The sequence below is a fragment of the Sphingomonas nostoxanthinifaciens genome, assembly GCF_019930585.1.
Taxonomy (GTDB): domain Bacteria; phylum Pseudomonadota; class Alphaproteobacteria; order Sphingomonadales; family Sphingomonadaceae; genus Sphingomonas_I; species Sphingomonas_I nostoxanthinifaciens.
In genome coordinates this window covers 3,569,700-3,582,733 of the sequence record NZ_CP082839.1, presented here as the reverse complement: position 1 = coordinate 3,582,733, position 13,034 = coordinate 3,569,700, and the positions used below count along the sequence as shown (strand labels likewise).

Genomic DNA, 13,034 nt, shown 5'->3' with positions numbered 1-13,034 from the left:
GCTCAGCCGGCATCGAAGGGTTGCACCCCGCGCGGCGCGCCGTCCGGCCCGAGCGTGATCTTCTCGATCCGCGCCTGGGCGGCCTGCAACCGCGCCTCGCACTGGGCGCGCAAACGGTCGCCCTCGGCATACAGGGTAATGGATTCGTCGAGGCTCGCGTCGCCGCTTTCCAGCCGCTGGACGATCGCCTCCAGCCGCTTCAGCGCGGCCTCGAACGACAGGTCGGAAATGGAGGCGTCATCGCTCATAAGTCGGTTCGCTTCTGGCGGGAGGCCGGCGTGCGGTCAAGCAAGCGGCGCGGGGCGCCGCTCGGCTGGTCGCACTGCCTAAGTCTCAGTTCCGCTTGCCGAATAGTGCATCGACGTCGGAGAGCACGGCGTCGCCGGCATGCGCGGCATGCTCGCGTTCGTGGCGGAGCTGCTCGATCAGGGCGGCGCGATCCTCGCCCAGCCGCGTGTCGACCGGCGCCTCGATGCCGGCCGCCTTCGCCGCCTTGGCGACGATCGCGTCGAGCTCGCGCTGCGAGGTGAGGCCGAGCGTCACCGGATCCTTCGGCGTGATGTTGGCGATGTTCCAGTGGCTGCGATCGCGGATCGCGGCGATGGTGGTGCGGGTCGTGCCGATCAGCAGGCTGATCTGACCGTCGGTCACCTCCGGATGGTTGCGGATGATCCAGGCGATGCCGTCGGGCTTGTCCTGCCGCTTGGAGACCGGCGTGTAGCGCGGGCCCTTGGTGCGGCGCACCGGCTCCGGCCCCTTGGTCATCACGAGCTTGTAGTCGGGATCCTTCTGGCCCTTCTCGATCTCGTCCATCGTCAGCTCGTGCGCGCGGACGGGATCGCGGCCGGTCAGCTTGGTCGCGGCGGTGTCGTCGGCGATCGCCTGCACCTCGAGGATGTGGAGCCCGCAGAATTCGGCGATCTGCTGGAAGGAGAGCGCGGTGTTGTCGACCAGCCACGAAGCGGTCGCATGGGGCATGAGCGGCTGGGCCACTGTTCGTCTCCGGATAAAGAAAGGGCCGCCCCATCACGGGGCGGCCGCACGTATGGCGCGAATGTAGATCGGGCGGCCCGACGGGGCAAGGGCGATGCGTTCGATCTGGCCTCAACCCGCGGCGCGGCGGATGCGGTCGACCAGCCGTTCGCGCGCGGCGAGGCTGTCGGCGGCGCGACCGACGAGCAGGTCGCGCTCGAGGAAATGGCCGGTCAGGCGCAGCCCGTCGAGGATGTCGGGCCACTCCGCCGCGCCCCCGCCGAGCAGGAAGCGCGGCAGCGGCAGCAGCCGTTCGGCATAGGGTGCGCCGGCGGCCTCGGTCACGGCATGGCCCGACTTCGGGCTGACGAAGGCGAGCCCCTCGACCGCGCCGGTGGCGACGCAGGCGGACAGATCGAGCCCGAAACCCAGCTCCGCCAGCAGCAGCAGTTCGTAGCGCACCAGCGCCGTGCCCCAGCCGCGCGCGCTGGGCGCGGCCACCACCGCCGCCAGCATCCCGTCGAGCGCGTCGTAGAGGCGCGGATAAGGCTGGCTCTCCGGCAGCGCCGTCGTGGTGAGCGCGGTCGCCCAGTCGATCGCGGCGAGCGCCAGCGGCTCGCCGAGCATCGTCGCGCGGCTCTCGACCAGTTCGACCGTCAGTGCCGGCAGCTGGTCGTCGGTGCGCGCGCGGAAATCGGCGCGGATCACGTTGCCGGGCAGCAGGATCGGGCGCAGCCGGCGCGAGCGGCCGCCGCGCACATAGCCGGCGCGCAGGCCGTCGGCGGGCGTCAGCGCGCGCGCGATGGCGCCATGCTCGCCATGGCCGCGCACCGCGCAGAGGATCGCCTGCGTCTCGATATGCATGAGCGCGTGGGCTCCCTGGACGCGTCCGGCGGGGGCGGGGGCCCTCGCCGGACAACGCCTAAGCAACGCCAACCTACTCGTACAAGCGGCATTTCTGCCACCGGACGCGGTGTAGCGGGCGGCCATGACGGTTTCGGTAAGAGTGAGGGTTAGCGGGGCGCAAACCCTTCGCGCGCCACCTATTCGTCATGCCAGCGCAGGCTGGCATCGCGTGCGGCTGGGCGCGGTGGCCGGTAGCGGGAGATCCCAGCCTGCGCTGGGATGACGGACGAGGGCGGGGATGACGGGCGGGAGTGCGCCTCACCCGCTCGGGTGGAAATGGTCGTGAATCGCCTGCGCCACCGCCGCCGACACGCCAGGCGCGCGCATCAGATCCTCCAGCCCGGCGCCGCGCACCGCCTTGGCCGTGCCGAAGTGCATCAACAAAGCCTTCTTCCGCGCCGGGCCGATGCCGGGCACGTCGTCGAGCGTCGAGCGGATGGTCGCGGCCGAGCGCTTGGCGCGATGCGCGCCGATCGCGAAGCGGTGCGCCTCGTCGCGCAGGCGCTGGAGGTAGAACAGCACCGGCGAGTTCATTGGCAGCATCGATTCACGCCCGTCGGGCAGATGGAAATGCTCGCGCCCGGCATTGCGGTCTGGGCCCTTCGAGATGCCGACCACCGGCACGTCGTGGACGCCCATCTCCTCCATCGTGCGATAGACGGCCGAAACCTGCCCCTTGCCGCCGTCGATCAGCAACAGATCGGGCCACTCGCCCGACTTGCGATCGGGATCCTCTTTCTCCAGCCGGGCGAAGCGGCGCTCGAGCACCTCGCGCATCATCGCGAAATCGTCGCCGGGCGCGGTCTCGGGCCGCTTGATGTTGAACTTCCGATACTGTCCCTTGCGGAACCCTTCCGGCCCCGCGACCACCATCGCGCCGACCATGTTGGTGCCCATGATGTGGCTGTTGTCGTAAATCTCGATGCGGTTGGGCGGCGCGTCGAGATCGAACAGATCGGCGACCTCGGCGAGCAATTTCGACTGCGTCGCGCCCTCGGCCAGCCGGCGGTCGAGCGCCTCGACCGCGTTGCGCTCGGCCTGGGCGAGGATGCGGCGCTGCTCGCCGCGCTGCGGCACCTTCAGCACCACCTTGCGCCCGGCCTTTTCGGCCAGCGCCTCGCTCACCAGCTCGGCCTCGGGCAGCACGCGATCGATCAGGACGAGGCGCGGCGGCGGCACCTCCTCGTAGAATTGCATCATGAAGGCGGTGAGCACCTCGTCCTCGGGCACCTCGGCGGTGTGGGTCGGGAAGAAGGCGCGATGCCCCCAATTCTGCCCGCCGCGGATGAAGAAGGCCTGGATGCCGATCTGGCCCGATCGCGCGGCGAGCGCGAACACGTCGGCATCCTCGACGCCCTCGGCGTTGATCGCCTGCGTGCCCTGGATGAAGGTGAGCGACTTCAGCCGGTCGCGGTAGATCGCGGCCAGCTCGTAATCCATCGCCTCCGCCGCGATCGCCATCTGCGCGCCCAGCTTCTGCTGCACCTTGGTCGACTTGCCGGCGAGGAAGTCGGCGGCGTCGCCGACCAGCTCGGCATAATCCTGCTTGCCGATCCGCTCGACGCACGGCGCCGAGCAGCGCTTGATCTGGTGGAGCAGGCACGGCCGCGTGCGATTGGCGAAGAAGCTGTCGGTGCAGGAGCGCAGCAGGAACAGTTTCTGCAGCGCGGTCAGCGTCTTGCGCACCGCGCCCGCGCCGGCGAACGGCCCGAAATATTGCCCCTTCGCGCGCCGCGCGCCGCGGTGGAGCTGGACGCGCGGATAATCATGATCCTCGCGCAACAGGATGAAGGGGAAGCTTTTGTCGTCGCGCAGCAGCACGTTGTAGGGCGGGCGGAAGCGCTTGATGAGCTGCGCCTCCAGCAGCAACGCCTCCGCCTCGGTGTTGGTGGTGACGATCGTCATGCCGCGCGTCTGGCCGATCATGCGGCGCAGCCGGTTCGAGAGGCGCGCGACCTGGGTATAATTGGTCACGCGGTTCTTCAGCGCGCGCGCCTTGCCGACATACAGCACGTCGCCGCGCGAATCGGTCATGCGATAGACGCCGGGGCGCACCGGCAGCGTCTTGAGCACGTTGCGGATTGCGGCGACGCCCGCCTCCATGTCGGGCGCGTCGGCGCCGCGCACGGCGTAGGTGGCTTTCTCTTCGTTGAAGCGGTCGATCGTGTCGGTCACGCTGGCGAATCTAGGAAGTGGCGGCCGACATCGCCAGCGGGAACGTAGCGTGATGGCCGCGGGTTAAAGGCCAATCATCACAGGAGCATATTATGGTCGCCGCGCCTATTCCCTATTCGGCCGACGCCGAGCAGCTTGATTCCGACGAGGGCGAGACCGGCGAGGGTCTGAACACTGCGCTCCACGGCATCCTCGAAACCACGTCCAAGGATTATGGCCATGCGGTACGCGCGGTCCATGCCAAAAGCCACGGCCTGCTCTCGGCCGAGCTGACCGTGCATGACGGCTTGCCGGCCGAGCTGGCGCAGGGGCTGTTCGCGACGCCGGGCACGCACCGCGCGATCATGCGCTTCTCGACCAATCCGGGCGACATCCTCGACGATTCGATCTCTGTCCCGCGCGGGCTCGGCATCAAGGTGCTGGGCGTCGACGGCGCGCGGGTCGAAGGCTCGGAGGGCGATACGACCCAGAATTTCATCATGGTCAACGGGCCGGTGTTCGGTGCGCCGAAGGGCAAGCCGTTCCTCGCCAATCTGAAGCTGCTCGCCAAGACGACCGATACCGCGGAGGGCGCGAAGAAGGCGCTGTCGGCGGTGCTGCAGGCGACCAATGCGGCTTTGTCCGCGGTCGGCATCGACAGCGCGGCGATCAAGCAGCTCGGCGGCGCGCCGCAGGTGCATCCGCTGGGCGAGACCTATTTCTCGCAGGTGCCGTTCCGCTACGGCGATTATATTGCCAAGTTCCAGCTGGTGCCGATGTCGCCGCTGCTGAAGGAGGTGAGCGGCACGACGATCGTCACCACCGGCCGCCCCGACGCGCTGCGCGAGGACATTGCCGAGACGATGATCGAGGGCGAGGGCGTGTGGGAGTTCCGCGTCCAGCTCCAGCGCGACCGCGCCAAGCAGCCGGTCGAGGATGCATCGGCCTTGTGGGACGAGGCCGAGGCGCCGTTCGTCACGGTCGCCACCCTGCGCGCCGGGCCGCAGGTGAGCTGGTCGCACGATCGCGCGGCGGTGGTCGACGACCAGATGAGTTTCAGCATCTGGCACGGGCTGGCGGCGCATCGTCCGCTCGGCCAGATCAACCGGCTGCGCAAGGACGCTTACGAAATGTCGAGCCGCTTCCGCGGGCATTTCAACGGCTGCCCGATGCACGAGCCGAAGGCGGACGAGCCGTTGCCGGCCTGACCGACCCCCACGACCCCGTCCCCGGCGACGTAAGTCGCTGGGTGCGCCAGCGGGGCGGACGGGCGGCTCATCCCCGTCGGCCCGCCTCGCGCAGACACGCAAACCTCCCCCAAGGGGCGCACCCAACGGCACCAAGACAGAGCGGGGGCAGGATTTATTCCCGCCACGCTCTGCTAAAAGGTGCTTCGGCAGTGATTTAATGCGCTCGCTGCGGTGGATCGGTCGGGGAAGCCGATAGACCGAATTGGATTATTATTTGTTAAGGTCGTTTTCGCTCGCTTCGGCCGGCGGGATTTGGCAACGCCTTGACCGTCGAGTGCCGGTGTTGTCGCGTGTCGCCGATCGTTACGGTAGCGCAACTTATGCGCTCGATGGATGTGCCAATTGGGGATTGGAACGTCACGTCGATGGACCGCGCCGAGCATTTCCGGACCACGATGCTGCCGCATCTCGATGCGGCCTACACTCTTGCGCGCTATCTGTGCCGCGATGCCACCGCTGCCGAGGATATCGTCCAGGACGCATTCCTGAAGGCGTTCCGCGGCTTCGACGGCTGGCGGGGCGAGGCCGCCAAAGCGTGGCTGCTGGCGATCGTCCGCAACTGCTTCCTGACCTCGGTCGCGCGCGACCGCGCCCGCGTGGTGGCGGGAGAGTCCGGGCATGACGAGCCATGGGGCGCCGACGAGCCGGTCGACGACCTGACGCCGGAGTTAATCCTCGCGCAACGCAACGATGCCATATTGCTGCGCGCGACGATCGAGTCGATTCCCGAGCCCTTCCGCGAGGTGCTGGTGCTGCGGGAGCTGGAAGAGCTTTCGTACAAGGAGATCGCCGTAATCACCGACGCGCCGATCGGCACCGTCATGTCGCGCCTCGCGCGCGGACGGGCGATGCTGGCGCAGGCGCTCCACGCCGTCGCGGAGGCGGCGGAATGAGCGCGTGCCCCGACAAACTGCTCGCCGTCCACGCGCTGGCCGACAATGAGCTGGACGCGGCGAACGCGCTCGCGCTCGAGGCGCATCTGGCGGAATGCGCCGGGTGCCGCGCCGAGTATGAGCGCGTCCGCGCGATCCGCGCCCTGCTGGCCGACAAGGCGGCGGCCTATGCCGCCCCGGCCGGCCTGGCCGATCGCATCGGGCTGATGCTGGACGCGGCCGCCCCGGCCGTGCCGCCGCTGCCGGCCGCGCCGCAGCCGCGCGCACGTTCGCGCGGGCCGTGGCGGCATGTGGCGAGCTGGCGCTGGGCATCGGGCGCGCTCACCGGCCTCGCCGCCGGCCTGCTCATCATGGTAGCGCTGCCGCATCCGGGCGCGAGCCCGACGGGTCTGTCGGATCAGCTCGTCGCCGGGCATGTGCGCTCCCTGCTCGCCGATCACCTGACCGACGTGCAGACCTCGGACAAACATCTTGTGAAGCCGTGGTTCAATGGCCGGATCGACTTCGCCCCGCCGGTGCCCGAGCTGGTCGACGACGGCTTCCCGCTGCTGGGCGGGCGTGTCGATTATGTCGGCGGGCGCAACGTCGCGGCGATCGTCTACGGGCGGCGGCTGCATCGCATCAACGTGTTCGTCATGCCGTCCGACGGCGCGGCGTCGGCAGCCGCGGTCACCACCCACAAGGAGGGCTATAACCTCGTCCGCTGGTCGGTGGGCGGGCTCGATTATTGGGCGGTGTCGGATCTCAACACGAAGGAACTCCAGTCCTTCCAGAGCCTGTTCGCGACCAAGGCGGCCGGCTGAGCTAAAGCCCTTCGCCGCCGACCCAGTGGGCGTTGGCGAGCTTGCGTGCGACCGACCATGTCTGGCGGCGGATGTCGGGCACCGCGACGATCTCCCAGAAGGTGCCGCGCGTCATCGGCCCCAACGCCAGCAGGCGATCATGCGCCACGCCGTCGGCACCGATCACCTCCGATTGCGCGGTGACGTCGATGCCGATGTGGAGCGGATCGGGGCGGATCAGCCCGCGTTCCAGCAGGCGGCGCAGCAAGGGCTGGTCCGATCGGAGCAGATCGCCCTGCGGCCCGGCGGCGTTGACGATGCGGTCGACCGTAATCGTCGCCAGCGCTTCCTGACCACGCGGGCGATAGCGCACCGCGACCCGACCGCCTTCGGGCTCGGCCGTGTCGAGCTTGCCCGCGACGATCTCCAGCCGACCCTCCGCGCGCAGTGCCTCGATCCGCGCGGAAACCTGCGGCGCGATGCGGTGGCGATGCACGTCCCACCACGCGCGCAGGTGGCGCAGGAAGCGGCGGCGCTCGTCGAGCCCCGCCGCCAGCCACAGGCTTTCGGTATAGGGGCGCAGTTCGTCCACCGCCGCGCGCCAGCCGACCTCACTGCCGCGCGCGCGGACGTGGCGCAGCAATGCGACCGGGTTCGGCGGCGGCCGCTCGTCGAGCGTCGAGGGCGGGGTGTCGGCATGCGCGCGTGGGGCGAGGCCGCGCCGCGACAGAGCGATCATCCGCCCGCGAAAGCCGGTCGCGTCGAGCAGCAATGCGATGTCGACCATCGTCAGCCCGCTGCCGACGATCAGCACCGTGCCGTCGGGATCGAGATCGCGCGCCACGCCTGGCCCCCACGGCTCGCCGGCGAAGCTGCCGCGTGGCAGGCCTTCGGGATCGAGGCCCGGCGGCAGCGAGGGCGGCAGGTTGCCGACCGCCAGCACCGCCGCATCCGCATCGATGCGGCCACCGCCCGCGAGCATGATCGTGGCGCCATCCTCGGACAGCGTCAGATCGCACGCCTCGTCCTGCACCAGCGCCAGCCGATGCGGCGCGGCGGCGCGCGCCTCGGCGAGCAGGTCGGCGAGATAGTCGCCATAAACGAGGCGCGGCACGAAGCCCGACAGGTTCGGCCGGTGCCGCGCCAGCCAGCGGACGAAATGATCGGGATCCTGCGGCAGCGCGCTCATGCTGGCGGCGCGGACGTTGAGCAGGTGATCGGGATGCGCGGCCGAATAAGCGACGCCACGCCCGGCGGCGGCGCGCCGCTCGATCAGGGTGGCGCGCGGACCGTCGTGGCGCAGCAGGTTGATCGCCTGCAGCGCACCCGAAAAGCCGCCGCCGATGATGGCGACATGGTCGATCGTCAACGAGGCGGCTCCGGAGGAAGGCAGGCGTGGGCGAGGGTAGAGGGTCCGGCTCGCCTGGTCCATGCCGCGTGCGGTTATTACGGCTCCAACCGACGGCTCGGTCGTTGGGCGATCATGGATTCGTCATCTGATCTTGCAGTGGAGGGCCATGGTTTCGTGGCGACGGTGCGCGAGGCGCAGCACCATCACGCGACCGCATGGCGCTCGCTGGTGCCCGATGCGGCGACGGTGAACGTCGCGTTCGAGGCCGCGGAGGAAGAGGCCTATGCCGGCCTTGCCGCCGCGAAGGCGCTGCTGCGCGAGCATATCTGTCGCACCTACGGCGTCTCCCCGCGCGAGCTGTGCCGGCTGGCGGCGCTGTAGGATTGCTCGTCACCCCGGACTTGTTCCGGGGTCCACGCCGCTGCATGCGTGCCGCTCAATTCAGAAACGTTCCACCTGCCGCCCGGTGGACCCCGGAACAAGTCCGGGGCGACGGGATCGGAAGTCGCTCAGATCGTCCGGATATCCGACGACCCGCTCCAGATGTTGATCCCCGCGGCACCGGCCTCCGCATCGATCGCGGCCAGCTCCTTGTCGGAAAAATCGAGCGTCTTGAGCGCATCGAGGCTGTCGTCGAGCTGCTCGACCGTGCGCGCGCCGATCAGCGCCGAGGTCACGCGAGGATCGCGCAGCACCCACGCGATCGCCATCTGGGCGAGGCTCTGGCCGCGCGCCTTGGCGATGCCGTCCAGTGCGCGGATGCGGGCGAGATTGTCGTCGCTCAGCATCGCGGCGGACATCGACCCCGCCTTGGCGGCGCGCGCGTCGGCGGGCACGCCGTTCAGATATTTGCTGCTCAGCATGCCCTGCGCCAGCGGCGAGAAGGCGATGCAGCCGGTGCCGAGCTCGGCGAGCGTGTCGAGCAGGCCTTCCTCGACCCAGCGGTTGAGCATCGAATAGCTCGGCTGGTGGATCAGCAGCGGCACCTTGTGCTCGGCGAGGATCGCCGCCGCCTGGCGCGTCAGCTCGGGCGAGTAGGACGAGATGCCGATATAGAGCGCCTTGCCCTGCGCGTGGAGCGTGGCGAGCGCGCCCATCGTCTCCTCGAGCGGGGTCGACGGATCGACGCGGTGCGAATAGAAGATGTCGACATAATCGAGCCCCATCCGCTGCAGGCTCTGGTCGCAGCTGGCGATCAGATATTTGCGGCTGCCGCCGATGCCGCCATAGGGGCCGGCCCACATGTCCCAGCCGGCCTTGCTGGAGATGACCAGCTCGTCGCGGTGGCTGCGAAAATCCTTCGCCAGCACGCGGCCGAAACTCTCCTCGGCCGAGCCGTAGGGCGGCCCGTAATTGTTCGCGAGATCGAAATGGGTGACGCCGCGATCGAAGGCGCGGCGCAGGATCGCCCGGCCGGTCTCGAACACGTCGTCGCCGCCGAAATTCTGCCACAGGCCGAGGCTGATCGCGGGCAGATCGAGCCCGCTCCGCCCGCAGCGGCGATAGGGCATGCGGCCGTCATAGCGATCGGCGTCGGCGATATAGGGCGGCTCGAACGGCATTCGTCTCTCCCGTCGTCTGGCGACGGCGTGCTTTAGGCCACCGGCGCGAGGGATTAAACCGTTCGTGCTGAGGAGAGGCTGAGCCCGTCGAAGCCTCGTCTCGAAGCGCTTGTCCTTCGAGACGCCACTTCGACTTCGCTCAGTGGCTCCTCAGGACGAACGGGATAGCAAGGACGGAACAAAACAGGTCCGTAGCCGTACCAGCCCGATGCTCGTGCCCGTCCTCGGCGATCAGCTCAGCCTGACTTTGCCGTCGCTCGCCGGCGCGGATCGGGCGGAGACGATCGTCCTGATGATGGAGGTCGCCGACGAGACGAGCTACGTCCGCCACCACAAGAAGAAGCTCGCTTACATCCTCTCGGCGATGCGCCATCATGCCGATGCGCTGCGTGGCGACGGGTGGACGGTCGACTATGTCCGGCTCGACGACCCCGACAATGCCGGCAGCTTCACCGGCGAGCTGGCGCGCGCGATCGGGCGGCACGACCCCGACCGGATCGTCGTCACCGAGGCGGGCGAGTGGCGGGTGCAGGCGATGCTGGAAAGCTGGCAGACCTTGTTCGGCGTGCCGGTCGAGATCCGCGCCGACGATCGCTTCGTCGCGTCGCACGCCGATTTCGCGCAATGGGCCGAAGGGCGCGCCGAGCTGACGATGGAATATTTCTATCGTCTGATGCGGCGGCGGACCGGCCTGCTGATGGATGGCGACCGGCCGGCCGGCGACCGCTGGAATTTCGACAAGGAGAATCGCAAGCCGGCCAAGGCCGATCTGCTGATGCCGCGCCCGCATGCCTTCGCGCCCGACACGATCACGCAGGAGGTGCTGGCGCTGGTCGCGGCGCGCTTTGCCGACCATCCCGGCAGCCTCGACGATTTCGATTATGCGGTGACGGCGCAGGATGCGCGCGCGCAGGCCGACGCCTTCTTCGCGCATGCGCTGGCGGAGTTCGGCCCGTACGAGGATGCGATGCTGACCGGCGAGCGCCATCTGTGGCACTCGATCCTGTCGCCCTACATCAACTCCGGGCTGCTCGATCCGCTCGATCTGTGCCGGCGGGCCGAGGCGGAATATCGCGCCGGCCGCGCGCCGCTCCAGTCGGTCGAGGGCTATGTCCGCCAGATCATCGGCTGGCGCGAGTTCATGCGCGGCATCTATTGGCGCGAGGGGCCGGATTATGTGACGCGCAACGCGCTCGGTCACACGCGCCCGCTGCCCGGTTTCTACTGGACCGGCGACACCGACCAGCATTGCCTGAAGGAGGCGATCGGCCAGACGCTCGCGACGGCGCATGCCCACCATATCCAGCGGCTGATGGTGACGGGCAATTTCGCCTTGCTGATCGGCGCCGATCCCGCCGCGGTGCACGTCTGGTATTTGGAAATCTATGTCGACGCCTATGAATGGGTCGAGCTGCCGAACACGCTGGGGATGAGCCAGTTCGGCGATGGCGGGCTGGTCGGCACCAAGCCCTATGTCTCGTCGGGCGCCTACATCAACAAGATGTCGGATTACTGCCGCCACTGCCGCTACGACGTCGCGAAACGCACCGGCGACGATGCCTGCCCGTTCAACGCGCTCTACTGGGATTTCCTCGCGCGGCACGAGGAGCGGCTGGGGCGCAACCCGCGCCTCGCCATGCCCTATCGGACGTGGGCACGGTTCGCGGCGGAGGAGCAGGCGGCGATCCGCGATCAGGCGGCGCGGTTCCTGGCGACGCTGGATGCGGCGGAGGGCGGATATTGAGCCGGTCTGTCATCCCGGACTTGTTCCGGGGTCCACCGGGCGGCGGGCGAGGGTTCGCGATCGATACGTGTCGTTCGCGGACGGGTGGACCCCGGAACAAGTCCGGGGTGACGTTGTGGGTTACCAACGCTCGTCTGATGACGAACACCCCCAAGCGCTTTAAGGCGCTGAGGATGAACGACGACGCCCCCCGCCGCCCCGCAACCCGCCTCGTGGAGGGTGGCCGGCGGCGGGAGTGGACCAACGGGGTGGTCAATCCGCCGGTATGGCGTGCATCGACCATGTTGTTCGACGACGTGGCGACGCTGCGCGCGGCCGGACGCAAGCCCGACGAGGGTTTCTATTACGGCCGGCGGGGCACGCCGACGCAATGGGCGCTGGCCGACGCGCTGACCTCGCTCGAGCCGGGCGCGGCGGGCACGGTGCTGCTGCCGTCGGGCGTCGCGGCGATCACCACGACGTTGCTCGCGCTGCTGGCGCCGGGCGACGAGTTGCTGGTGGTCGACAGCGCCTACGAGCCGACGCGGGTGTTCGCCGACACGATCCTCGCGCGCATCGGCGTGACGACGCGCTATTACGATCCGCTGGTGTCGGGCGACGCGATCGGCGCCTTGTTCTCGGATGCGACCAAGGTGATCCTGATGGAGAGCCCCGGCAGCCTGACCTTCGAGGTGCAGGACGTGCCGGCGATCGCGGCGGCGGCGCGCGCGCGCGGCATCGTCAGCGTGATCGACAATACCTGGGCGACGCCTTTGCTGTTCCCGGCGATTGGCCACGGCGTCGACGTGTCGATCCTCGCCTGCACCAAATATGTCGTCGGCCATTCGGACGTGATGATGGGATCGGTGACGGCGGTGCCGGGCCTGTTCGAGCGGATCCGCAAGACCGCGCAGGGGCTGGGCCAGTGCGTCAGCCCCGACGACGCCTTCCTCGCCAGCCGCGGGCTGCGCACGATGGGGGTGCGGCTGCGCCAGCATGGCGAGAGCGCGCTCGCCATCGCGCGCTGGCTGGCGGCGCATCCGCGGGTGGCGCGCGTGCTGCATCCGGCGCTGCCGGATGCGCTGGGGCACGATCGCTGGCAGCGCGACTTCGCCGGCGCCTCGGGCCTGTTCGCGATCGCATTGCGGGGCGACGACGCGATGCGCGTGCAGTTCGTCGACGCGCTGCACCATTTCGGGATCGGCTTTTCGTGGGGCGGCTATGAAAGCCTCGCTTTGCCGATCGAGCCCGAGCGGGCGCGCACCGCGGTGCCGTGGCCGAGCCCCGGACCGATGGTGCGGCTGCAGATCGGGCTGGAAGATACCGACGACCTGATCGCCGATCTCGCCCAGGCGCTCGATCGCGCCGGCTGAGCACCCGGCCCGCATTGCTCGACTGTTGCTGGGGTGCAACAGAGTTTGACCCATCGTCCCGTGGGCAT

Annotated in this window: 12 protein-coding genes; 6 read left to right on the top strand and 6 right to left on the bottom strand. The window is 69.0% G+C overall.

All coding sequences use genetic code 11. From position 1 onward, the window contains the following. Nucleotides 1–2: 2 nt before the first annotated feature. The 4 genes from K8P63_RS17015 to uvrC all read right to left on the bottom strand — a co-directional run bounded on the left by K8P63_RS17015 (nt 3) and on the right by uvrC (nt 4,053). Complete coding sequence (locus K8P63_RS17015; protein ID WP_223797190.1) at nt 3–248, bottom strand: exodeoxyribonuclease VII small subunit; 246 nt, start codon at nt 246–248, stop codon at nt 3–5. A gap of 85 nt (nt 249–333) precedes the next feature. Continuing rightward, on the bottom strand, nt 334–993 hold the full coding sequence (locus tag K8P63_RS17010; RefSeq protein WP_223797189.1) for a DUF1013 domain-containing protein: 660 nt from the start codon (nt 991–993) through the stop codon (nt 334–336). Between the two features lie 111 nt (nt 994–1,104). Continuing rightward, on the bottom strand, nt 1,105–1,836 hold the full coding sequence (recO, locus tag K8P63_RS17005) for a DNA repair protein RecO (RefSeq protein ID WP_223797188.1): 732 nt from the start codon (nt 1,834–1,836) through the stop codon (nt 1,105–1,107). Between the two features lie 300 nt (nt 1,837–2,136). Further along, nucleotides 2,137–4,053, bottom strand: coding sequence for an excinuclease ABC subunit UvrC (gene uvrC, locus K8P63_RS17000; RefSeq protein WP_223797187.1), 1,917 nt, complete (start codon nt 4,051–4,053; stop codon nt 2,137–2,139). Nucleotides 4,054–4,145: 92 nt separating this feature from the next. Between uvrC and K8P63_RS16995 the strand changes: the two genes are divergently transcribed. From K8P63_RS16995 to K8P63_RS16985, 3 genes are all read left to right on the top strand, one after another. Further along, entirely contained in the window at nt 4,146–5,240 is a 1,095-nt protein-coding gene (locus K8P63_RS16995; protein WP_223797186.1) for a catalase family protein, read from the top strand. A gap of 407 nt (nt 5,241–5,647) precedes the next feature. Then, a complete protein-coding gene (locus K8P63_RS16990; RefSeq protein ID WP_223797185.1) occupies nt 5,648–6,175 on the top strand; it encodes a sigma-70 family RNA polymerase sigma factor in 528 nt (175 codons plus the stop codon). Next, the gene (locus K8P63_RS16985; protein WP_223797184.1) at nt 6,172–6,978 is read left to right on the top strand and encodes an anti-sigma factor family protein; all 807 of its coding nucleotides are present in this window, start codon (nt 6,172–6,174) and stop codon (nt 6,976–6,978) included. Before K8P63_RS16990 ends, K8P63_RS16985 begins: the two co-directional genes overlap by 4 nt. A gap of 1 nt (nt 6,979) precedes the next feature. Here the strand turns inward: K8P63_RS16985 and K8P63_RS16980 are convergent, their stop codons facing one another. Continuing rightward, nucleotides 6,980–8,320: an FAD/NAD(P)-binding protein gene (locus tag K8P63_RS16980; RefSeq protein WP_223799863.1), complete on the bottom strand. Its 1,341-nt coding sequence runs from the start codon at nt 8,318–8,320 to the stop codon at nt 6,980–6,982. A 120-nt stretch (nt 8,321–8,440) separates the two neighbouring features. Here K8P63_RS16980 and K8P63_RS16975 point away from each other — a divergent pair, with 120 nt between their 5' ends. After that, complete coding sequence (locus K8P63_RS16975; RefSeq protein WP_223797183.1) at nt 8,441–8,689, top strand: hypothetical protein; 249 nt, start codon at nt 8,441–8,443, stop codon at nt 8,687–8,689. A 128-nt stretch (nt 8,690–8,817) separates the two neighbouring features. On the opposite strand, the gene mgrA is transcribed toward K8P63_RS16975, so the two are convergent. After that, nucleotides 8,818–9,870, bottom strand: coding sequence for an L-glyceraldehyde 3-phosphate reductase (gene mgrA, locus K8P63_RS16970; protein ID WP_223797182.1), 1,053 nt, complete (start codon nt 9,868–9,870; stop codon nt 8,818–8,820). Nucleotides 9,871–10,078: 208 nt separating this feature from the next. Between mgrA and K8P63_RS16965 the strand changes: the two genes are divergently transcribed. Both K8P63_RS16965 and metC read left to right on the top strand, forming a co-directional pair. Next, complete coding sequence (locus K8P63_RS16965; protein WP_223797181.1) at nt 10,079–11,614, top strand: cryptochrome/photolyase family protein; 1,536 nt, start codon at nt 10,079–10,081, stop codon at nt 11,612–11,614. Between the two features lie 173 nt (nt 11,615–11,787). Then, the gene (gene metC, locus K8P63_RS16960) at nt 11,788–12,966 is read left to right on the top strand and encodes a cystathionine beta-lyase (RefSeq protein WP_223797180.1); all 1,179 of its coding nucleotides are present in this window, start codon (nt 11,788–11,790) and stop codon (nt 12,964–12,966) included. Nucleotides 12,967–13,034 lie beyond the last annotated feature (68 nt).

Coding starts and splice junctions, on each gene's coding strand:
- K8P63_RS17015 (WP_223797190.1), bottom strand. CDS start 248: ATGAGCGATGACGCCTCCATTTCCGACCTGTCGTTCGAGGCCGCGCTG.
- recO (WP_223797188.1), bottom strand. CDS start 1,836: ATGCATATCGAGACGCAGGCGATCCTCTGCGCGGTGCGCGGCCATGGC.
- K8P63_RS16995 (WP_223797186.1), top strand. CDS start 4,146: ATGGTCGCCGCGCCTATTCCCTATTCGGCCGACGCCGAGCAGCTTGAT.
- K8P63_RS16990 (WP_223797185.1), top strand. CDS start 5,648: ATGGACCGCGCCGAGCATTTCCGGACCACGATGCTGCCGCATCTCGAT.
- K8P63_RS16985 (WP_223797184.1), top strand. CDS start 6,172: ATGAGCGCGTGCCCCGACAAACTGCTCGCCGTCCACGCGCTGGCCGAC.
- K8P63_RS16975 (WP_223797183.1), top strand. CDS start 8,441: ATGGATTCGTCATCTGATCTTGCAGTGGAGGGCCATGGTTTCGTGGCG.
- mgrA (WP_223797182.1), bottom strand. CDS start 9,870: ATGCCGTTCGAGCCGCCCTATATCGCCGACGCCGATCGCTATGACGGC.
- K8P63_RS16965 (WP_223797181.1), top strand. CDS start 10,079: ATGCTCGTGCCCGTCCTCGGCGATCAGCTCAGCCTGACTTTGCCGTCG.
- metC (WP_223797180.1), top strand. CDS start 11,788: ATGAACGACGACGCCCCCCGCCGCCCCGCAACCCGCCTCGTGGAGGGT.